We start from the raw sequence: 20,319 nt of genomic DNA, 5'->3' as shown, positions 1-20,319 counted from the left end.
GGCGGTGCGGCGCCTGGAGGGGCGCGGGGCTGTGTCGGTGTGCGGCTCCGCCGCGTGGGCGCGACCGGCCACGACGGAGCCGCGGTTCCCCTTGCGGCGTTCCCGGCGGAGCGTCAGCGCGGGGACGAGGGGACGTCGATGCGGTCGATGTCCGGGGCGTAGTCCGAACCGCTGTCGAAGGTGACGGTGTTGCTGCCGGCCTTCAGGGTGACGGGGACGCTGACCGTCTCGACGGTCCCCCAGTCGCCGGTGGAGGGGAAGCTGTGGCGGGTGGCGGCGCCGGAGTTGGCGGAGACGTTCACGGGGCGGGGGTCACCGCTGACGTAGGCCACCTTGATCAGGTAGGTGCCGGCCCGGTCCACGACCACGTTGTTGAAGCGGAGGCTGCCGCCGACGTAGAGGTCGCCGACCTTCTTGCCGCCGGAGCAGGCGGAGCAGTCGGAGACGGAGGCCCGGCCGCCGAGGGTGTTGGCACCGGCCTCGGCCTCGTAGCCGGTGGTGGTGAGGGCGCTGCCGTGCGGGGTGACGGTGAACAGCCGGGAGCCGTGGGCCGGCAGGGCCTCGGCGATCTTGTTCTTGTAGGAGCCGAGGTTCTCGTGGTTCCACAGGTCGCGGACGGACGCCTTGCCGGTGAAGCCGAGGGAGGAGAAGTCGGCGGTGACGGCGGCGGGGGCGTCGGCGAGGTTGAACAGGGCGACGGTGTAGGTGCCGTCGGGGTTCTTCGCGGCCCACACCTGCTGGGGGTCGGAGGGGGTGACCGGCCGGGCGGGCGGCGAGTCGCCCTGGTCGACGGCGATGACCTCACGGTTGGTGAGGAGCTTCACGCCGTAGTCGTCGAGCTTCGTCAGGTCGTCGCCGGTGTAGAGCGGGGACTTGGCGATGGCCCAGAGGGTGGCGTAGGTCTGCCGTTCGGCCTTGGTCAGGCCGTCCATGGCGCCGTTTCCGACGTCGAGGGAGTCCAGGTCGTTCCAGCCGCCGGGGCCTGCGTGCTTCGTCCAGCCGGGGGTGTCGGTGAAGCGGTCGTCCACCGAGTTCTCCCAGCTGACGAGGGTGTTGCAGTAGCACTCGACGTCGGTGTCGACGCGCCAGCCGTTGGAGTACTTCTTCCAGTCGGCGGCGTGGCCGATGTCCAGGGACCAGGAGAGTTCCAGGTGGATGGGGCGGCCGGTGGCGGCGATCGCCTTCTGCCAGGCGGCGACGTCGGCGACGTTGTCGTAGTTCTCGCCGCTCTTGAAGGAGCCGGGCCCGACGCCGTCGAGCTTGAGGAAGTCGTAGCCCCAGGAGGCGAGCAACTGGGCCTGGGAGTCTATGTACTTCTGGGTGCAGGGCTTGTCGAAGTCGAGTTTGTAGGCGCTGTCCCAGCCGTTGGTGGTGCGCAGGTCGCCGTAGACGATGTCGCCGGTGGTGCAGCCGTCGGCGTGCCAGACCGGCACCTTGCCGTCGCCGTACGCCTCCTTCTCCAGGCCGACGGGCAGGTAGATGCCGGCCTTGAGGCCGAGCCCGTGGATGTGGTCGGCGACCGCCTTCATGCCGTGCGGGAAGCGGACCGGGTCGGCCTGCTGGCGTGCGTAGGCGTCGAACTCGGGCTTCCAGTCCTTGTCCCGCCACCAGCCGGAGTCGATGTTGACGTAGGTGTAGCCGTACGGCTTGAGCCGGGCGGCGAGGGCGTCGGCCTGCTTGAGGACGTTCGCCTCGGTCAGATAGCTGTAGTCGCCGTCCGGGTTGAGGCCCGGGTACTTGGACGACTGCATGCTCCAGCTCGACCAGCCCATGAAGGGCTTGGCGGCCGGGACGGGTGCGGTGTCGGCGTGCGCGGTGGCGGGGACGACCGTCGCGAGGCCCGCGGTGAGGGCGAGGACGACGGCGGCTCTGAGCCCGCGAGCGGGCAGGACGGAAGACGAGGGTGACCGCATGGGTCTGCCTCCTGGGTGGGTCGGGTCGGGGCGTCAGCCCTTTCCGCTGGCGGGGTTCTGTGTGATGAAGGTCTGGATCGCGGCGGCGGCCGCGCCCCGCGCCCACTCCTCGAAGGGGAGCGGGCGGGTCTGGACGTCGCACCGGGCGGCGGATCCGAAGGCGGCCGTGGTGAACGCCTCCCGGATCTGTTCGGCGAAGAGGTCGTAGGCGGCGAGCCCCTCACCGGAGATGATCACGCGTTCGGGGCCGAGCAGGTTGGCGACCGTGGCGATGCCCCGGCCGATGGCCTCGCCCGCCCGGGCGTACACCTCGCGCGCGCCGGGCAGGCCCTGGTGGGCGAGGGCCACCGCGGCGGCGCTGTCGGGGACCTGGTGCCCGGTCACCTCGCGCATGCGGGCGACGATCGCGGCGTCCCCGGCGATCGCCTCCACGCAGCCGCGGTTGCCGCAGTGGCACGGGGGTCCGGCGGGGTCGACGACGACGTGCCCGATCTCGCCCGCCACCCCGTGGGCGCCGGCCACCACCCGGCCGTGCACCACGAGTCCGCAGCCGATGCCGGCGCCGACGGTCACCACGGCGAAGTCGCTGAGTCCCGCTCCGGCGCCGAACCACTGCTCGGCGACGGTGAGCGCCCGGACATCGTTGTCGACGGTGACGGGCAGTCCGCAGGCGGTGGTGGCGAGTTCGGCCAGCGGCACGTCCCGCCAGTCGAGGAACGGTGAGTAGCGTACGACTCCCTCGGCGCGGTCCACGTCGCCGGAGACGGCGATGCCGAGGCCGGCCACCGGTGCGTCCGACTCGGCGGCGTGGGCGAGGAGTTCGTGGACCAGGCCGGTGATCGAGGCCAGCGCGGACCCGGCGGCCCGGTCCGGCAGGGGGGCGCGGCGGGCCAGCCGGACCCGGCAGCACAGGTCGGTCAGGACGGCGATCAGCTCGTCCCCGGTCGCCTTCACGCCGACGAACAGGGCGCGTTCGCCGTTGACCCGGACCAGGCTGGCGGGCCGGCCGAGCACCGGGCGGGCCTCCTCCACGGCACTCTCCCCCGGGTCACCGCCCTCCACCAGGTATCCCGCCGCCAGCAGGGGGCGTACCGCCTTGGTCACGGCGGCCGGCGACAGTCCGGCCCGGCGGCCCGCCTCCAGGCGGGTCAGGGGGCCGTGGGACAGGACCGTGGTGAAGACCTGGGCGGCAGCCGGCGTGTGCGCCGGGAAGATCTCGGCGTGCGGGGTGGAGCGCATGGCCGGGAACCTAAGCCTCTTATTTTCCGCTGTCAATAAAAGAAACAGCGGCTGTTACGGAGGCCGTTGGGACTCGCGAGTGCGTCCGGACACGCGGATGCCCCGCACGAGGCGGGGCATCCGGTGGGGTCCGGTGTCCGTCAGTGACGGGCGCTCGGCGTGTTGGCGGCGGTGACGTTGACCGCGGCCCACGACTTGTCCACCGTCTTGTACTCGGTGCTGTTCGCGCCGTACAGGTCCTTGGCCGCCTTCAGCGTCGCGGTGCGCGCCTGGTGGAAGTCGGTCGTGGAGACCATGTAGCGGGTGAGCGCACGGTAGTAGATGGCCGTGGCCTTGGTACGGCCGATGCCCTTGACCACGATGTTGTGGTACGTCGGCGAGTTGTAGTTCACGCCGTTGATCGTCTTCTTGCCGCTTCCCTCGGCAAGGAGGTAGTAGGCGTGCGAGGAGACACCCGAACCGGCGTGCACCTCGGTGTAGTAGGTGTCCGGCGACCAGTAGTCGATCGTGCCTTCGAGCTTGTCGAGGGACGGGTGGTCCAGACGGCGCAGGAACTTCTGCGCGAGGCCCAGCTTCTCACCGACCAGGTAGTCCGGCGTGTCCTTCGTGTTCTTGGCGTAGAACTCGACGTTCGAGCCGAAGATGTCCGCGAGCGACTCGTTCAGCGAGCCCGGCTCGCCGTACTGGTTGCCGTCGGAGTCGACGAAGGTCGGCTGAAGGTTGGCGGTCGCCTCCACCACGCCGTGGGTCAGCTCGTGACCCGTGACGTCGAGCACGACGAGCGGCTTCTTGAACATCTGGCCGTCGCCGTCGCCGTACAGCATGCAGTTGCAGGTCGGGTCCCAGAAGGCGTTGGCGACCTTCTTGCCCCAGTGGACCATCGCCTGCGCGGGCTTGCTGTTGTTGGCGATGCCCTTGCGCTTGAACGTGGACTTGTAGAAGTCCAGCGTCTTGGTGATGCCGTACTGGGCGTCCGCGGCGGCGCTGACCCGGCTGCTGGTCGTGCCGTTGCCCCACACGTTGGTGGTGTTGGTGAACTTCGTGCCGGCGCTGAACTTCTCCGTGTACGAGCCCTTGGCGTCCCGCGTCTCGGTACCGTACCGGTTCGGGTCCTTGAGCTGGTAGTGACCGCGCGAGGTCTGCGTGGTGGTCAGGGAGACGGTGCCCACGAAGAGGGTCTTGCCGGTGCCCTTGGCGGCCGACGGGTAGGCCGCGGCCCCGGCGCCCTGGGAGCCGACCAGGCCGGAGACGGCGGCGCCGGAGCCGGTGCCGGTGGCCGGGTCGAGGGTCTCGCCGCGCTCGCGCAGGGCGTCGAGCAGCTTCGGCGACAGGAACTCGTCCCTGGTCGGCGTGTTGCTGCGCACCTTGCCGGTGACCGCGTCCACGACGACCGTGCGGGAGCTGTCCTTGTCGGTGACGGTGACCTGGTAGGCGAGCGCGGAGGCGCCGCCCCGGGCGTCGACGACGAGCTGTGCGCCGCCCGCCTCGCCCTTGGCGGCCTGGGCGGCCTTGGCGGCGGCCTGGCCCGCGGTCAGCTTGGCCTTGGCGGCGGCCGGCTTGACGGCGTGGTCGGCGGCACGGGTCACGCCCGTGTAGCCGAGCCCGCGGTCGAGGTGGACGATGAGGTCGCCACCGAGCACCGGCAGGTCGCCGTGGGTGCGGACGAAACGGACGTGCCGGGCGCCCTCGGGGTCGATCATGACGTCCTGCGCGTGCAGTTCGTCGCCCTGGGAGACGCCGGTCGCCGAGGCGTGCGCGAAGGCCGCGGTGCGCGCCGCCTCCACCACCGCCGTGGCGTTCGGGGCGGCGGTGGCGGCGGACCGCTCCACCCCCGTGGAAGGAGCCGCGAAGGCCGTACCGGCCAGGCCCGTGGCAGCGGTCGTCACCGCGACGGCGACCGCCACGGTGCGTATGTGCGGTCTACGCAATCTGATCAGGGTTCCTTCGTTCGAAGGCGGCCGGGTTACCCAACCGCCTTGAGGCATGGCGCGGTTGGGCGCCACGGGGGCTGGTCTGGCCCCGAGGGGCAACCCTTGCGGATCAGTCATGGGCACGTAAAGCCGGAATGATCCATTTCGCGAACTTCTATGACAATCCTTTACGAACCGCCGCCGCAGAGTGATCACCAGATGACCAACTGTGTGTCGGCTGTGGAGACGTGGTCCCGATCCCCTAGGTTCCCAGGGCGGAATGTGACCGATATCGCATCAGGAACCGACCGATGGGAGTGGGTAGGGGATGGTCTCAGCAACGGTGGGGCGGGGAGCGGTACTCGGAGCGGTCGCGCTGTCCCTGCTCGCGGTCCCGGCGCGGGCCGCGACCGGGGGCCCGGACACACCGGTGCCGGCGGCGGCGCTGCCGGCACCCGACACCGCGGGCCTCGCCGCGGTGCTGCGATCGGCCGTGAAGCAGGGCGCGCCCGGGGCGCTGGCCCGGATCGACGACCGGGGCAGGACGTACCGGGTCACCCAGGGCGTCGCCGACCGTGCCACCCGGCGGGCCATCAGCACCGACGACCGCTTCCGGATCGGCAGCGTCACCAAGACCTTCTCGGCCGTCGTGCTGCTCCAGCTCGTGGACGAGCACCGGCTCTCGCTCGACGCGCCGGTCAACCGCTACCTGCCGCACCTGCTGCCGGACGACCGGATCACGGTCCGCCATGTGCTCGGCCACCGCAGCGGGCTGTACGACTACACCGAGGACATGTTCGCGAACAGTGTCTCCGGCTTCGAGGCGGTCCGGAACAAGGTCTTCACCTACCGGCAGTTGGTCGCCCTCTCCCTGAAGAAGCCCCGCACCAACGCGCCGGGCGCCGCGTACGCGTACTCCAACACCAACTTCGTCGTCGCCGGCCTGCTCATCGAGAAGCTCACCGGGCAGTCCGTGAGGACGGCGTACGAGGACCGCATCATCCGGCCGCTGAAGCTGAAGGACACGTTCTACGTCCATCCGGACACCGCGATCCCGGGCCGGTACGCCCGCGGGTACCTGACCCCGGACACGGCGGGCGCCCCGCTGGTCGACGCGACCGCGCAGACCGTGTCCTGGGCGCAGAGCGCCGGGGCCATCATCTCCAGCGCGCGGGACCTCGACGTCTTCTACGGCGCGCTGCTGAAGGGGAAACTGACGTCCGCCGCGCGGCTCGCCGAGATGGAGCGGTTCACCAAGGTGAACAGCACGACGGCGTACGGGCTCGGGCTGCGGCGGCGGGATCTGTCCTGCGGAATGTCGGTGTACGGGCACACGGGGGCGGTGCAGGGGTACTACACGTACGCGTTCAGCACGAAGGACGGGGGGCGGAGTCTCACGGCCGTGGCCAACACGTCGAACAACGGGAAGGTGCTCGACACGTTGGCCCGTGCCCTGGAGTCCGCTTTCTGCGGGGGAACCTCCTGACCTGTGACCGGCGTTGTACCGGACATGGGCGAGCTGGTTCCCGGGGGCAATGTGCCCCTGCCCTGTGGTCCGGTACGGCTTCGGGTGGCCGGTGCCTTCGATGTGTCCGCTCTCGTCACCGGGGCCGACGGGAAGGTCGCCGGAGACGGTGACTTCGTGTTCTACAACCAGCCCGACGCGCCCGGTGTCCGGCTGCGCGGGGACACGCTGGCCGTCGATCCGGCGCGGCTGCGCGGTGGTGCGTGCCGGGTCACGGTCGTGGTCAGCGCGGCCGAGCCCGGCATTCCGCTCGGGCGGCTGCCCGCGCCCCGGCTCGACGTCACCGACCGCTCCGGCCGTGCCGTGGCCGGGTTCGCGCCGCCACGGCCCGGGCCGGAGACCGTGCTGCTCCTCGCCGAGCTGTATCACCGTCCGGGCACCGGCTGGAAGCTGCGGGCGATCGGGCAGGGTTACGCCGACGGGCTGGCGGGACTCGCCCGGGACTTCGGGGTGGACGTAGCGGACGACGGCGGACAGACGGCTCCGTCGGCACCGCAGCGCCCGGCCGGCCCCGGGCCCTCCCCCGTGCCCGACGAGTTCACCCACCTCGTCAACTCCGCCCGCGCCCGCGCCGGTCGCCCACCGGTCGTACCGGATCCCCGCCTGCTCTCCGCCGCGCGGGCGCATGCCCGGGCCATGGCGGACGCGGGGCGGCTCGGTGCGGAGGGGCGGGACGGGGTGTCGGTGTACCAGCGGATCTCGGCCGCCGGGTACGGGTACGTGACCGTCGGCGAGCATCTGGTCTCGGGGCCGCGCACCCCGGCCGAGTTCGTGGACCACTGCCTGGGCTCGGCACGGGCCCGGGGCACCCTGCTCGACCCGGCGTTCCGGCATGCCGCACTGGCCCACGCCGACGCGGGGAACCGGTACTGGACGGCGCTGTGGGCCGCTCCGCTGACACCGGACGGGCTGGTGCGCACGGCCGACGAGGTCGTCGCCCGCACCAACGCCGAGCGCGGGCGGGCCGGGCTGCCCCCGCTGGCCGTCGACCCGCTGCTCACCACCGCGGCGCAGGCGCACTGCGCCGACATGGCGGCCCGGGACTTCTACGCGCACACCTCCCCCGACGGCGCCCAGCCCTGGGACCGGGCCGCGGCCGCGGGGTCCCGGCGGCGCCTGATCGGCGAGAACATCGCCTGCGGGCAGCGCTCCCCCGCCGAGGTCGTGGACGGCTGGATGAACAGTCCGGGCCATCGCGCGAACATCCTCAAGCGGAAGTTCACCCACCTCGGCGTCGGGTTCACGGGCGGCGGCCGGGCGGGTACGTACTGGACGCAGCTGTTCGGTGGCTGAACCGGTACGTTCCGTGATCTTGGCGGAATGACATCCTCCGGGACACCATGCCCCGCATGAAGGGTGATCTCTTTTCCAGTCAGCACGTGGTGCAGCCGGCCGTGGAGCCGGGAATGTCCGTCGAGAACGCCAAGTGCATCAAGTACGCGGTGAACGGCGAGATGTACGCCCGGCAGGGCGCGATGGTGGCCTACCGCGGCGGCCTCAAGTTCGAGCGCAAGGGGCAGGGCGTCGGCGGCATGCTCAAGCGTGCTGTCACCGGTGAGGGTCTGCCCCTCATGGCGGTGCGCGGGCAGGGCGAGGCCTGGTTCGCGCACGAGGCGCAGAACTGCTTCATCGTGGAGGTCGAGGCCGGCGACCAGTTCACCGTCAACGGCCGCAACGTCCTGTGTTTCGACGCCTCGCTGTCGTACGAGATCAAGACGGTGAAGGGCTCCGGCATCGCCGGTGGCGGTCTGTTCAACAGCGTCTTCAGCGGGCAGGGCCGGCTCGGTCTGGTCTGCGACGGCAACCCGCTGGTCATCCCGGTGTCGGCGCAGGCACCGGTGTACGTCGACACGGACGCCGTGGTCGGCTGGACCGCGCACCTGGAGACGTCGCTGCACCGCTCGCAGTCCATCGGCTCCATGCTGCGCGGCGGTTCGGGTGAGGCCGTGCAGCTGATGCTCCAGGGCGAGGGCTTCGTCGTGGTGCGGCCGAGCGAGGTGACGCCCCAGAAGGACCAGCACTGAACCTGCACAGGTGATCCTGGTGTGATCCTGGGCGGGCAGACAGACCCGCGCCGCCGTACCGGCGTCTTGACCGTCGACGGACCGAGCCCCGGCCCCCTCGGGCCGGGGCTCTTTCGAGGGCAAGACCTGAGCGCCGTGCTCGGCGGGGCGCCCCGGGACGCGGCCGACGCGCTCGACCGGGCCGGGCGCCACCCCGGCGAGCCGGTGGGCGGCGGCCCACGGGCACGGAAGAAGACGTTCCCGGTGCCGGCCGCGCTCGGCTCCCCGACGGCCCGGTGGCTGCCCGCGCTGCTCGCCCGGGACGGGCACGCCGAGGAGGCCGCCGCGCTGATCGAGGCGGCGGGTGGGCGTACGGCGGCCCGGGCCGAGGCCCGTGCCCACACGGCCGCCGCGCGGGAGCTGACGGAACCGCTGGACTCCCTGGTGGGCCGCGCGCCGTGGCCATGATCCGGAACGGCGTTGACCTCCGGCCTCCCGACGGGTCAAGGTGCGAACGGCGCGGTCCCGATCCGCGCCGGAAGGGTGAAGCACCGTGATCGAGATCTCGGACATCGAAACCGCCGCCCAGCGGATCGCCGAGCACGTCGTCCGCACGCCGACGGTGTCGAGCCCCGGCCTCGGCGCACTGCTCGGCGTCCCCGTCACCGCCAAGCTCGAACTGCTCCAGCGCACCGGCTCGTTCAAGGCCCGCGGGGCCACGGCGAAGCTGCTGTCGCTGAGCGAGGCCGAGCGGGCGGCGGGCGTGGTCGCGGTGAGCGGCGGCAACCACGGGATCGCGCTCGCGGTGATGGCGGCGGCCCTGGATGTGAAGGCGACCGTGGTCATGCCGCGCACCGCGCCGGCGCGTTCCCTCGCGCTCGCCGAGGAGGCCGGGGCGGTGGTGCGGCTGACCGACGGCATGGACAGCGCCTTCGAGCTGGTGACACGGCTGCGGGACGAGGGTCTGACCCTGGTGCACCCGTTCGACGACCCCGTCGTGATCGCCGGACAGGGCACCGTGGGTCTTGAGCTGGCCGAGGACGCCGGGGAGCTGACGGACGTCGTCGTCAGCGTGGGCGGTGGCGGACTGATCGCCGGGATCGCCGCGGCCCTGCGCGCCCGGCGGCCCGGGGTGCGCGTGTGGGGCGTGGAGACCGAGGGCGCGGAGGCGATGTCCGGGGCGCTGAAGGCCGGCGCTCCGGTGCCGGTGCCGTTGTCCTCCCTGGTCACCACGTTGAGCGCGCCCTCGGTGTCGCACCTGACGTACGAGCATGTGTCCGCGCTGGTCGAGGAGGTGCTGGTGGTCCCGGACCGGGACGCGGTGCGGGGCTGTCTGGACCTCGCCGAGCACGCCAAGGTGTGGGCCGAGCCGGCCGCGGGCTGTCTGCTGCCGGCGGCCCGGCAGGTGGTGGAGCGGGTCGGCGGCGGGGCCCGGATCGGGCTCGTGGTGTGCGGCGGCAACACGACACCGCGGGAACTCACCGACTGGGCCGGCCGCTTCGGACTGCTGTGACGACCCCGCTGTGACGGCCCTGCTGTGACGGCCCTGCTGTGACGACTCTGCCGTGACGATCGCGCTGTCGGGACTCCGCCGCGGAGGTTTTGGACGCGCCCCTGAACGCACCCCCGCTCGCCCCGCGTACCTCTGGGAAAGACGAGGCAGGGGTTTCAGCGAGGGATGACCATGGTCAAGGCGCACGTCTCCGCACACGAGTTGCTCGCCGGACGGTACCGGCTCCTGGACGTCTTCTCCCGCGAGACGAACCGCCTGTGGTGGTACGCCGAGGACGTGGCGGCGGAACAGCCCCGCCTGGTGGCGCAGACCGCCCTGCCGGAGTCCGCCGGCCAGGACACCGCGCGGCGCGTCACCGCCCGGGTCGTCCGCACCTCGGAGACCCTGCGGCTGCTGCGCCCCGGCCAGGTGGCGGCGGTCGTCGACGCCGTGGTGGAGGCGGGCGCCCTGTGGACGGTCACCGAGTGGGTCCACGGCACACCCCTGGGCGAACTCCTCGCCCAGGAGGGCTCGTTCCACCCGGTGCGCGCGGCCCGGCTCGGCCTGGAGCTGCTGGACGTGCTGCGGGCCGCGCACGACGAGGGCATCACGCACGGCGAGCTGAGCCCCGGCCAGGTCTTCGTGCGGGACGGCGGCCCGGTCGTCGTCACCGGGTTCGGGCTGGCGGGCGCGACGCTCGTGCCGCGGCTGACGGCACCGTCGTACGCCTCACCGGAGCAGGCCCGCGACGAGCGCATCGGTCCGGCCGCCGACCTGTGGGCGCTGGGCGCGCTGCTCTACACGATGGTCGAGGGCCGGCCGCCGTTCCGGGACCGGGGCCGGCCCGACGCCACGCTGAAGGCGGTGGACCGGCTGCCGCTGCGCACCCCGCTGCGCGCCGGGCCGCTCACCCAGGTCGTGCAGGGCCTGCTGCGCAAGAACGCGCGGGAGCGGCTGACCCGGCCGGTGGTCCGCGAGGCGCTGACCAGGGCGCTGCGCGAGGACACGGACGCGGAGCGGCAGCCGGCCCCCGAGCCCCGGCTGCGCGGCGCGTACCGGGCCGTGCGCCTTGCCGGACCGCTGCGCGGGAGGCGGGCCCTGGCCGCCGGCACCGCGCTGGCCGTGGTCACCGTGGCCGCGGCGGTGCTGGTCGCCTCCGGCGCGCTGTCGTCCGGCACGGACCGGGCCGGGGCGCCGCCGCGGGCCACCCCGTCCGCCCCCGCCGGCCGGCAGACCGACGGCGGCACCTCTCCCACCGCCACGCCCCCCTCGCAGCCGAGTGGCCCGGCCTCCCCCGCCCTGCCGGCCGGCTACCGCCGGTACACCGCCCCGGAGGGCTTCTCGGTGGCACTGCCCGACGGCTGGCGCCGGCTGACCACCTCCCGGGTGTCCGGCCTGGCCTATCGCGTCACCTTCGGCCGGGGCGGCGACGCGCCGACGCTCGCCGTGACCTACAGCGAGCGCGTCGGCCCCGACCCGGTCGCCGTGTGGCGGGACGACGTCGAGCCGGGGTTGAGGAAACTGCCCGGTTACGACCGTGTCGGCGCCGTGCGGGCGACCACCTACCAGGGCCGCAGGGCCGCCGACCTGGAGTGGCTGGCGGGGACCGGGGACACCCGGGTGCACACCTTCGGGCGGGGCTTCCTGCTGGGCGGGACGCGCGGCTTCTCGCTGCGCTTCACCACCCCGGCCGCGGCCTGGGACGACGCGGCCAGCCGGCTGGCGCTGAAGACGTTCCTGGGGACCTTCCGCACGCCGGAGGAGTGACCCTGGCCCGTCGGCCGTTTTCCGCGCGCCGACCCGGGGACTCGCCACCTATGGTGCGAATCGGATACACGATGATGACCGAGCAGGCAGGTCCCCGGGACCTGGTGGACCACGTGGTGAAGGCCGAGGAGGCGGGCTTCGACTTCTCGGTGATCTCGGACCACTACTTCCCGTGGCTGCGCTCGCAGGGGCACTCCTCGTACGCGTGGAGCGTGCTGGGCGCCGCCGCCCAGGCCACTTCGCGGATCCCCCTGATGACGTATGTGACCTGCCCCATCCTGCGCTACCACCCGGCGGTCGTGGCGCAGAAGGCGGCGACCGTGCAGCTCCTGTCGGAGGGCAGGTTCCGGCTCGGGCTCGGCGCCGGCGAGAACCTGAACGAGCATGTCGTGGGCGGTGGCTGGCCACCGGCGGACGTCCGCCACGAGATGCTCGAAGAGGCGGTGGAGATCATCCGGGCGCTGTTCGAGGGCGGCCACGTCACGCATCACGGGCAGCACTACGACGTGGAGTCGGCCCGGCTGTGGGACCTGCCGGAGGAGGCGCCGCCGATCGGCATCGCCGTCTCCGGCGAGCAGTCCTGCAAGCTGGCCGGGCACTTCGCCGACCTGGTGATCGCGACCGAGCCGAAGGCGGGCCTGCTGGAGGCCTTCGACCGGCACGGCGGCACCGGAAAGCCCCGGGTCGGCCAGCTACCGGTGTGTTACGACCCCGACCGGGACACGGCGATCAAACGCGCCCACTCCCAGTTCCGCTGGTTCGGGCTGGGCTGGAAGGTGAACGCCGAACTGCCGCACCCGGACTCCTTCGAGGCCGCGACCCAGTTCGTGACCGAGGACGACGTCGCCTCGTCCATCCCGTGCGGTGACGACCCGGACGCGTTCGTGGAGGCCGTACGGCCCTACGCGGAGGCAGGGTTCGGGGAGGTCGCCCTGGTCCAGATCGGCGGCGACACGCAGCCCGAGTTCCTGGACTGGTCGGCGAAGACCCTGCTGCCGGCCCTGCGGGAGGCGTTCGCCTGACCCAGAACCGCCCCGCGGGAGGCGTCCGCTGACGCCGTGGCACCCCGCGGCAGGACTCCGGGGCGTGGCCCCTCGGGCCGGGCGGCCACGGCGGCCGCCCGGCCGCGTGGCGCGCCGTCCTCGGGATTCAGTCACACGGGTGAGCATTCCGGGCGCTGCGGGGGTACTAGAGGGCTCTACGCCGATCGTCCCGGAGGCCCCCGCGTGAACTCGTTCGTGCACAAGACCCTGGTGGTGCAGCTCCTCGCGCACGGCACCGGCCGGTGTCCGGTGCTGGCCCACCTCAGCTACGACGCCGACGACCCGTTCGCCGTCACCGCCGCCTTCGCCCACGACGGCCGGGTGCTGGCCTGCTGGCGGCTGGACCGGCAGATGCTCGCCGACGCGCTGGCCGGGCCGGTCGGCATCGGCGACGTCCGGATGCGTCCGGAGGCCACCGGCCTGTGGCACGAACTGCGCCTGGAGTTCCTCGGGGACACCCGGCCGGACGGCGGCCGTCACCACGCGGTGGTGTTCGCCTGGGCGCCCGCGATCGCCGCGTTCCTGCGCGAGACGCACCAGGTCGTCCCGCCGGGCCGGGAACGGGTCCCGGTGGACGAGCTGCTGGCGGAGATCCTCTCCGCGGCTGAGTAGCCGTACTCATGCCGGCGGCCCCGGCCCGGCGCCACGATGGGGCTCCTACGACCCCCAGGCCGCCCTCAGGCAAGGAGCCCCGCCGTGACCGCAGTGCACCCCGCCCCGCTCCGCGCGCCGCGCCGCGTGCCGCCCGCCCTCTTCGCCGGCGTGGTGGCCGTCGGGCTGGGCGTGTCGGCGTCGGGCGCGCGCGACCGCACCACCTGGTTCCTCGAGACGTTCTGGGCGCTGGCCGGGCTGCCCCTGGTGGTGCTGCTCTGGCGGCGCTTCCCCCTGACCGGGCTGCTGTGCGGGCTGCTGACCGCGCACGCGCTGGTCCTGGCGGTCGGCGGGCACTACACCTACGCGCAGGTCCCCGTGGGCGACTGGGTGCGCGACACCTTCGGCCTGGAGCGCAACCCGTACGACCGCTTCGGGCACCTGATGCAGGGCTTCGTCCCGGCCGTGCTGGTGCGTGAACTGCTCAGCCGCACCTCGCCGTTGCGCGGCAGTCGCTGGCTGGCGCCGCTCACCGTGTGCGTCTGCCTGGCGTTCAGCGCCTGCTTCGAGCTGCTGGAGTGGCTGGCGGCCGAGATCGGCGGGCACGGCGCGGACGCGTTCCTCGCCACCCAGGGCGATGTGTGGGACACCCAGTGGGACATGTTCTGCGCCCTGATCGGCTCCGTCCTGTCCCTGCTGCTGCTCAGCCGGGTCCACGACCGCCGGCTGCGGACGCTGGAGGGCGTCGCCCCGGTCCGCGCCGACGGGTAGAACCGCCCCGGCCTAGCCGTCGGAGCGGGCCGTGTGCCTGCGGCGGGCCCACAGGGGCAGGCCGTACCAGCAGCCGACGTACCAGGCGACGACGGCCGCCACCAGGTACGGCACGTAGCCGTCGTGCGTGGCCACCCGGAGGATCAGCAGCAGGGAGGACGTCATCGTGGCGAGCAGCAGGACCAGGCCGACGAACGTCATCCGGGAGGCCAGCCGTACCGCCTGCGGCTTGACCCGGCGGCCGGCGACCAGGCGGTGCAGGGACACCGGTCCGATGAGGGCGCCGGTCGCGCAGGCGCCCAGGACGACGGTCACGATGTAGATCACCTGGTCGACGGTGGCGAGCTTCCCGTACTTCGGCTGGAAGACGACCGTCAGCAGGAAGCCGAACAGGATCTGTACGCCCGTCTGCGCCACCCGGACCTCTTGGATGAGCTCGCCCCACATCCGGTCGGCCCGCTCTTCCTCGGTCTCGTCGCGCCCCCTGCGCCGCTCTTGCGCCGTCATGCGGTGCGTGTAACCGCCCGGCCGTTCGTTCAAACGGCCGGTGTTCCCGCGCCCGCCGCGCGCACCGCTACCAGCGGGACTCGACCTGGTCCTTGATCCGGCGGTCGTACAGCTCGCGGATCGCGGTGAACGTCCGCGGCGGCAGCGGCGGCAGCTTGGCCGCGGCGGCGTTGGCGCGGGCCTGCTCGGGGTTGCGGGCGCCCGGGATCACCGTGGTCACGCCGTCCTGCTCGATGATCCAGCGCAGCGCCAGCTGGGCCGGGGTGTACCCCTCAGGGGCGAGCGCGGCGAACTCGGCGGCTGCCTCGACTCCCGTCTCGTAGTCGACGCCCGAGAAGGTCTCGCCCTGGTCGAAGGCCTCGCCGTGCCGGTTGTAGGTGCGGTGGTCGTTGGCCGCGAACACCGTGTCCTTCGTGTACTTGCCCGACAGCAGCCCGGAGGCGAGCGGCACGCGCGCGATGATGCCGACGCCGGCCGCGCGGGCGGCGGGCAGCACCTCGTACAGGGGCTTCATCCGGAACGGGTTGAGGATGATCTGCACGCTCGCCACGTTCGGCCGGGCGATGGCGGTGAGCGCCTCCGCGCAGGTCTCCACGCTCACGCCGTAGGCGGCGATCCGCTCCTCCTCGACCAGGGTGTCCAGGGCGTCGAACACCGCGTCCGAGGAGTAAACGGGGGTGGGCGGGCAGTGCAGCTGCACCAGGTCGATGCGGTCGACGCCGAGGTTGCGGCGCGAGCGGTCGTTCCAGGCGCGGAAGTTGTCCAGGACGTAGTTCTCCGGGACCTGTTCGACCCGGCGGCCCATCTTGGTGGCCACCAGCACGTGCAGATCGGGCCGGCCGCGCAGGAACGAGGCGATGGTGGCCTCGCTGCGCCCGTCGCCGTACACGTCGGCCGTGTCGAAGAAGGTCACCCCGGACTCGGCCGCCGCCTCCAGGACGGACAATGCCTCCTTGTCGTCCACGTCGCCCCAGTCGGCGCCGAGCTGCCACGTGCCGAGTCCGACCACCGATGCCCACTGACCCGACCTGCCGATTACGCGTTCGTCCATGGCGTCAGTCTGTCATCCGGCCGGCGGTCCCGCGTCGGCGGCCGCCCCGGTACGACCGCTGCCGGCCCGGCGGCGGCCCCGGCGGAACTCGCCGGGGCTCCTGACGAGATGAACCCGCGGCCCACGGCCGGCCACGCGCGGGTCCGCCCGGCCGGGTTCTTCCGGTCGGCGCCGGGTGTCAGTCGCCGGGCGTCAGCTGCGCCTGTACGGCGGGCCCGTAGCGGTCGGCGAGGGCGTCGGCGTCCGTCTCGCGCAGGTGGGGGCCGCGGGCGATGCCGTACATGACGCCGAGGCCGACCAGGGCGGCGACGGCGAGTTCGGCGCGCAGGCCCGCGTCGGGGCCGGTGAGCCGGGCGGCGAGGCGTTCGGTGACCTGGGCGCGGAAGTTGGCGCGCAGGACGTCGCCGTGGTCGCCGTGCAGCGGGGCGAAGGCGATGCGCAGCAACGGGTCGGCGCCGCGCTCGCGCTGGCTGGACACGACGTGCCGGACCATGTGCCGGCCGAGTGCGTCCAGCGGTGCGTCCAGCAGCGCGTCGGCGTCGGTGTCGAAGGACATCACGCGGGCGAACAGGGCGTCCTTGTTGCCGAAGTACTTCAGGATCAGCGGCGGGCTCACCCCGGCGCGGTCGGCGACGGCCTTGAGGGTGATGTCGGCGTGCGCGTGCCGGGCCAGGAGGTGGCGGGCGGCCTTCAGGATGGCGGCCTTGGTGGCCTCGGCGTCCCGGCGAGCGGGGGCGGACGCCTGACCGGGTGGCGTGGTCATGGTCCTCATGCTCCCTCCAGCGCCTCGTCGCGGGCGCCCCGGGTGGCGCCCCGGGTCCGCCCGGTGTCCGCGCCGGGGCGATCGCCGGGGATGGACAGGGCCGCCGCGCAGGCCGCGAGGGCGACGGTGCCCGCCATGGTGAAGGCGAGCTGGTAGCCGTGGAGGCTGGGCACGGGGACGCCGCCGAGGGGACTGCTGTGGTGGACGAGGACGGCGGCGACGGCCGCGCTGGACACGGCCTGGCCGATGGTCCGCATGAGGACGTTGACGCCGTTGGCGGACGCGGTCTGCGCCGCCGGTACGGCGCGCAGGATGAGGGTCGGCAGGGCGGAGTAGGCGAGCGTGGTGCCGGTCGCCACCACGGTGGCGCCCAGGATGATCATCCACAGGTCGCGGCTGTCGGCGATGCGGAGCGCGTACCCGCAGGCGATGACGGCGGCGCCCAGCGCGAGCGTGATCCTGGGGCCGCGCGCGGCCGAGATGCGGGCCGACAGCGGGGAGAACAGCAGCATGGTGACGCCGCCGGGCAGGAGGCAGAGCCCGGTGGCGACGATGGACAGGCCGAGGCCGTACCCGGTGGCCTTCGGTGCCTGCACCAGCTGGGCGGTGACCAGGGAGTTGGCGTAGAAGGCGAACCCGGTCAGCAGGGCCGCCACATGGGACAGGCCCACCCGGGGCCGGGCGACCAGCCGCAGGTCGACCAGCGGCCGTGCCGTGCGGAGCTGCTGCCGGCACCACAGGGCGAGGACGGCGACCGCCCCGAGGAACAGTGCGAGGACCCGCGCGCTCCCCCAGCCCCAGGTGCCGCCCTGCGAGACGCCCAGCAGCAGGCAGACCAGCCCGGCGGCGAGGCCGAGGGCGCCGAGGACGTCGAACCGGCCGGGTTCCCGCACCGGGGACTCCTTGACCGCCCACCAGGTCGCCGTGACGCCCGCCGCGCCGAGGGCGCTGGTCAGCCAGAACATGGTGTGCCAGTCGGCGTACTGCACGACCAGCGCGGCGAGCGGCAGGCCCAGTGCGGCGCCGATGCCGACGGTGGAACTCATCAGCGCCACCGCCGAGCCCCGGCGTTCGGGCGGGAGTTCGTCGCGCAGGATGCTGATGGACAGCGGGACCACGGAGGCGGCGGCGCCCTGGAGCGCGCGGGCGGCGATGAGCACGCCGATGTCGGAGGAGAGGGCGCACATCACGGAGCCGACGGTCATCAGGGCGAGCGCGGTGATGAGCACCCGGCGCTTGCCGTACATGTCGCCGGCCCGGCCGAGGACGGGGGTGAGGACGGCGCCGGAGAGGAGGGTCGCGGTGACCGTCCAGGAGACGGTGGCGGCCGACGCGCCGGTGAGCCGGGGCAGGTCGGGCAGGAGCGGGACGACCACGGTCTGCATGACCGCCATGAGGATGCCGCCGGAGGCCAGTACCGGAATGGTGAGCCGGTCGCGCAGCCGGGTCGACGGCGATATCGGGGCGGTCTGGTCCATCAGCGCTCCTGCGGCGGCACGGTGACGAGGTGAATACTCATTCACCTTATCGAGTGAATGGGCATTCACCAACGTTTCCTAGCCCGATCGGGGAGGACGCGACGGCAGGACACGGGAAGGTTCGGGCTCAGGCCAGGTTCTGTTCCAGGACCGCCAGGTAGGCGTGCATGGAGTGGTCGCGGACGCCGTCGGAGGCGGGCGCGAACGGGTCCGCGGTCAGGCCCCTGGCCCGGTCGCCCAGCGCCGACAGCATGGGCATCGACTCGTGCAGCCGGCCTTTGGAGTCGAAATAGCGCAGGGCCCGTACGTGGGTGTAGGCGGGCTCCGGCGGGAGCTGGGCGATGATGTCGTTGTTGTTGACGAAGCGGTACATCCGGCCGCCGAATCCCTCGTGGAACGCCTCGGCCAGCAGCCGGTCGCAGGTGCGGGGCTGGCCGTAGGTGTAGACGCCGTCCGCGGCCAGGTGCGGCTCCTCCAGGTAGAGGCGGGCGCCGGCCAGCATCGCGAGGGCCCCGCCGAGGCCGTGCCCGGTGAAGTAGACGGCCTGGCCGTCGGTGCGCAGCTCGGTGAGGGTGTCGTGGACCGCCGGGTGGACCGATGCGAGGGCCTCGGCGAAGCCGTGGTGGACGTAGCCGTGGCCGCCGGGTCCGGGCCGGGGCGGGGTGGTGGCGTCGGAGAGCCAGTCCTTGATCCGGTCGGGCTCGGTGCCGCGGAACGCGGTGACGATCATCCGGTCGCTCGCCAGGGTGCAGGCCCGGGTGTCCTGGAGCGGGAAGGGCGGGGTGAACCGGGTGTGATGGTGGCGCACCTCCTCGAAGCCCCACCGGGCGGCCTGTTCCTCGATGGCGGCCCGGTCCTGGTAGGCCAGGTGGGCCGCGCGGGCCAGCCAGTAGGCGCGTTGGAGGCTGTAGCCGGTGGAGGTGTGGTCGAACGCGAGGGGTACGGCCATGCGGGACTCCTCGGCGGAGGCGGGAGGGAGTGGCTAGCCCCGGCGGGCCGTCGCGCGGGCGTGCAGGGCGCGGGCGGCGCGCGGGCCGAGCCAGCGCTTGAGCCGGCGCAGCGCCTGGAGTTGTCCGGCCGCCTTGTCCAGGCCGTAGTAGAGCTGGGGCGGGACGTACGGCAGCAGCGGCGAGTGGCGCTGGCCGAGCAGGGCGAACATCCGGTGCGGGGGCAGGTGGATGTAGCGGGGCAGGTTCTCGTACCACTGGGCGCTGTAGCGGGCCGCGCTCTGCACGGACAGCAGCTCGGCCTGGCGGCGGTGCTGGTAGGCGGCGAGGGCGTCGGGCAGGACGGGGTGTTCGCGCAGGGCGTCGGCGAGGCACATGGCGTCCTCCAGGGCGAGGGTGGTGCCGGCGCCGACGGAGTAGTGGGTGGTGTGGGCCGCGTCGCCGAGCAGGACCACGTTGCCGTCGTGCCAGGTCTCGTTGGTGAGGGTGCGGAAGGTCAGCCAGGAGGCACCGGAGCGGGCGGTCAGGGGGTGGCCGTCGAGAACACCGGCGAAGAGTTTCTCCAGCAGGGCGAGACCCTCGCCCTCGTCGGCCCGGTCCAGGCCGAGGCCGGTGAAGGTCTCCGGGGAGCACTCGACGACACAGGTGCTGTGGTCGCCGCTGTAGCCGTAGCCGTAGGCCCAGATCCAGCCGTGCTCGGTCTCGGTGAAGGCGAAGGTGAAGGCGTCGAAGACCTTGCTGGTGCCGAGCCAGATGTAGGAGTTGCGGCCGGAGGTGGTCCGGGTGCCGAAGTGGCCGGCCCGGCGGGTGCGCAGGGCGCTGTGCACGCCGTCGGCCGCGACGACGAGGTCCGCGTCGGCGGGCGGTTCGGTGAGTTCGCTCTCGTACTCCAGGCGGACGCCGAGGGCGCGGGCCCGGGTGGCGAGCAGGTCGAGCAGACGGTGCCGGCCGATCCCGAAGCCCTGGTCGCCGTGGTGCCGGGTCGTCAGGTCCCGTACATGGGCGACGCCGTCGCTCCAGCGGACGGAGTGCTCCTCGATCGCCCACGCCGAAGCGGGGTCGTACGCCTGGAGCTTGTCGAGGAGGCCGCGCCAGTACGTCACGCCCCAGCCGTAGGTGGAGCCCTGCGGGTTGCGTTCGTGGACGGTGATGTCATGGGAGGGGTCCTGCCGCTTGAGCAGGATGGCGAGGTACAGACCGGCGGGTCCGCCTCCGACACAGACGACCTTCACGCGCACACCCCTGACAGTCACCGGACGTGGTCGATCGACACCGGAGGGTAGCAGGGGTGCGGGCATGCCCGATCGCGTCAGTCTGGC

Annotated in this window: 18 protein-coding genes; 9 read left to right on the top strand and 9 right to left on the bottom strand. The window is 72.9% G+C overall.

Translation table 11 applies throughout. From position 1 onward, the window contains the following. Positions 1-113: 113 nt before the first annotated feature. The 3 genes from OO52_RS14340 to OO52_RS14330 form a co-directional block, all read right to left on the bottom strand. Positions 114-1,913 carry an alpha-galactosidase D gene (locus tag OO52_RS14340; protein WP_030652842.1) on the bottom strand — a complete coding sequence of 600 codons (1,800 nt, stop codon included), beginning with the start codon at positions 1,911-1,913 and terminating at the stop codon, positions 114-116. 33 nt (positions 1,914-1,946) lie between these two features. Next, positions 1,947-3,152, bottom strand: coding sequence for an ROK family transcriptional regulator (locus OO52_RS14335; protein WP_030652839.1), 1,206 nt, complete (start codon positions 3,150-3,152; stop codon positions 1,947-1,949). Between the two features lie 140 nt (positions 3,153-3,292). After that, positions 3,293-5,080 carry a M4 family metallopeptidase gene (locus OO52_RS14330; protein WP_030652835.1) on the bottom strand — a complete coding sequence of 596 codons (1,788 nt, stop codon included), beginning with the start codon at positions 5,078-5,080 and terminating at the stop codon, positions 3,293-3,295. A gap of 310 nt (positions 5,081-5,390) precedes the next feature. Here OO52_RS14330 and OO52_RS14325 point away from each other — a divergent pair, with 310 nt between their 5' ends. From OO52_RS14325 to OO52_RS14285, 9 genes are all read left to right on the top strand, one after another. Next, complete coding sequence (locus OO52_RS14325; RefSeq protein WP_030652833.1) at positions 5,391-6,548, top strand: serine hydrolase domain-containing protein; 1,158 nt, start codon at positions 5,391-5,393, stop codon at positions 6,546-6,548. Positions 6,549-6,572: 24 nt separating this feature from the next. Further along, on the top strand, positions 6,573-7,880 hold the full coding sequence (locus tag OO52_RS14320; protein WP_030652830.1) for a CAP domain-containing protein: 1,308 nt from the start codon (positions 6,573-6,575) through the stop codon (positions 7,878-7,880). Between the two features lie 56 nt (positions 7,881-7,936). Beyond that, a complete protein-coding gene (locus OO52_RS14315; protein ID WP_030652827.1) occupies positions 7,937-8,611 on the top strand; it encodes an AIM24 family protein in 675 nt (224 codons plus the stop codon). 66 nt (positions 8,612-8,677) lie between these two features. Further along, positions 8,678-9,058: a hypothetical protein gene (locus OO52_RS14310; protein ID WP_420711436.1), complete on the top strand. Its 381-nt coding sequence runs from the start codon at positions 8,678-8,680 to the stop codon at positions 9,056-9,058. A gap of 85 nt (positions 9,059-9,143) precedes the next feature. After that, positions 9,144-10,103, top strand: coding sequence for a threonine/serine dehydratase (locus OO52_RS14305; RefSeq protein ID WP_030652820.1), 960 nt, complete (start codon positions 9,144-9,146; stop codon positions 10,101-10,103). A 165-nt stretch (positions 10,104-10,268) separates the two neighbouring features. Next, the gene (locus tag OO52_RS14300; protein ID WP_030652819.1) at positions 10,269-11,849 is read left to right on the top strand and encodes a serine/threonine protein kinase; all 1,581 of its coding nucleotides are present in this window, start codon (positions 10,269-10,271) and stop codon (positions 11,847-11,849) included. Positions 11,850-11,899: 50 nt separating this feature from the next. After that, positions 11,900-12,871: an LLM class F420-dependent oxidoreductase gene (locus OO52_RS14295; RefSeq protein WP_030652818.1), complete on the top strand. Its 972-nt coding sequence runs from the start codon at positions 11,900-11,902 to the stop codon at positions 12,869-12,871. A 204-nt stretch (positions 12,872-13,075) separates the two neighbouring features. Beyond that, positions 13,076-13,504, top strand: a complete 429-nt coding sequence (locus OO52_RS14290; protein ID WP_030652817.1) for an SsgA family sporulation/cell division regulator — start codon at positions 13,076-13,078, stop codon at positions 13,502-13,504. A gap of 126 nt (positions 13,505-13,630) precedes the next feature. Further along, positions 13,631-14,254 (top strand): DUF2238 domain-containing protein, encoded by a 624-nt coding sequence (locus OO52_RS14285; RefSeq protein ID WP_030652814.1) that lies wholly within the window; start codon positions 13,631-13,633, stop codon positions 14,252-14,254. A 12-nt stretch (positions 14,255-14,266) separates the two neighbouring features. Here OO52_RS14285 and OO52_RS14280 read toward each other — a convergent pair whose 3' ends face one another. The 6 genes from OO52_RS14280 to OO52_RS14255 form a co-directional block, all read right to left on the bottom strand. Then, positions 14,267-14,761, bottom strand: coding sequence for a DUF6328 family protein (locus OO52_RS14280; RefSeq protein WP_030652811.1), 495 nt, complete (start codon positions 14,759-14,761; stop codon positions 14,267-14,269). A gap of 67 nt (positions 14,762-14,828) precedes the next feature. Further along, positions 14,829-15,812: an aldo/keto reductase gene (locus OO52_RS14275; RefSeq protein ID WP_030652809.1), complete on the bottom strand. Its 984-nt coding sequence runs from the start codon at positions 15,810-15,812 to the stop codon at positions 14,829-14,831. 178 nt (positions 15,813-15,990) lie between these two features. After that, on the bottom strand, positions 15,991-16,584 hold the full coding sequence (locus OO52_RS14270) for a TetR family transcriptional regulator (protein WP_030652805.1): 594 nt from the start codon (positions 16,582-16,584) through the stop codon (positions 15,991-15,993). Then, positions 16,581-18,053: an MFS transporter gene (locus tag OO52_RS14265; RefSeq protein ID WP_030652803.1), complete on the bottom strand. Its 1,473-nt coding sequence runs from the start codon at positions 18,051-18,053 to the stop codon at positions 16,581-16,583. The genes OO52_RS14270 and OO52_RS14265 overlap by 4 nt, the downstream gene beginning before the upstream one ends. 127 nt (positions 18,054-18,180) lie before the next feature. Further along, positions 18,181-19,002, bottom strand: coding sequence for a lipase family protein (locus tag OO52_RS14260; protein ID WP_030652800.1), 822 nt, complete (start codon positions 19,000-19,002; stop codon positions 18,181-18,183). Between the two features lie 33 nt (positions 19,003-19,035). After that, complete coding sequence (locus OO52_RS14255) at positions 19,036-20,232, bottom strand: FAD-dependent monooxygenase (RefSeq protein WP_234339809.1); 1,197 nt, start codon at positions 20,230-20,232, stop codon at positions 19,036-19,038. Between the last annotated feature and the right edge of the window lie 87 nt (positions 20,233-20,319).

The organism is Streptomyces flaveolus, from assembly GCF_000716535.1.
Taxonomy (GTDB): domain Bacteria; phylum Actinomycetota; class Actinomycetes; order Streptomycetales; family Streptomycetaceae; genus Streptomyces; species Streptomyces flaveolus_A.
Note: the sequence above shows the minus strand (reverse complement) of the source record. Positions and strands in the feature narration are given on the sequence as shown.

Bases quoted from the DNA above. Each gene is read 5' to 3' on its own strand.
- OO52_RS14280 (WP_030652811.1), bottom strand. From the start codon at position 14,761: ATGACGGCGCAAGAGCGGCGCAGGGGGCGCGACGAGACCGAGGAAGAG.
- OO52_RS14295 (WP_030652818.1), top strand. From the start codon at position 11,900: ATGGTGCGAATCGGATACACGATGATGACCGAGCAGGCAGGTCCCCGG.
- OO52_RS14260 (WP_030652800.1), bottom strand. From the start codon at position 19,002: ATGGCCGTACCCCTCGCGTTCGACCACACCTCCACCGGCTACAGCCTC.
- OO52_RS14335 (WP_030652839.1), bottom strand. From the start codon at position 3,152: ATGCGCTCCACCCCGCACGCCGAGATCTTCCCGGCGCACACGCCGGCT.
- OO52_RS14300 (WP_030652819.1), top strand. From the start codon at position 10,269: ATGACCATGGTCAAGGCGCACGTCTCCGCACACGAGTTGCTCGCCGGA.
- OO52_RS14265 (WP_030652803.1), bottom strand. From the start codon at position 18,053: ATGGACCAGACCGCCCCGATATCGCCGTCGACCCGGCTGCGCGACCGG.
- OO52_RS14340 (WP_030652842.1), bottom strand. From the start codon at position 1,913: ATGCGGTCACCCTCGTCTTCCGTCCTGCCCGCTCGCGGGCTCAGAGCC.
- OO52_RS14270 (WP_030652805.1), bottom strand. From the start codon at position 16,584: ATGAGGACCATGACCACGCCACCCGGTCAGGCGTCCGCCCCCGCTCGC.
- OO52_RS14315 (WP_030652827.1), top strand. From the start codon at position 7,937: ATGAAGGGTGATCTCTTTTCCAGTCAGCACGTGGTGCAGCCGGCCGTG.
- OO52_RS14325 (WP_030652833.1), top strand. From the start codon at position 5,391: ATGGTCTCAGCAACGGTGGGGCGGGGAGCGGTACTCGGAGCGGTCGCG.
- OO52_RS14275 (WP_030652809.1), bottom strand. From the start codon at position 15,812: ATGGACGAACGCGTAATCGGCAGGTCGGGTCAGTGGGCATCGGTGGTC.
- OO52_RS14320 (WP_030652830.1), top strand. From the start codon at position 6,573: ATGGGCGAGCTGGTTCCCGGGGGCAATGTGCCCCTGCCCTGTGGTCCG.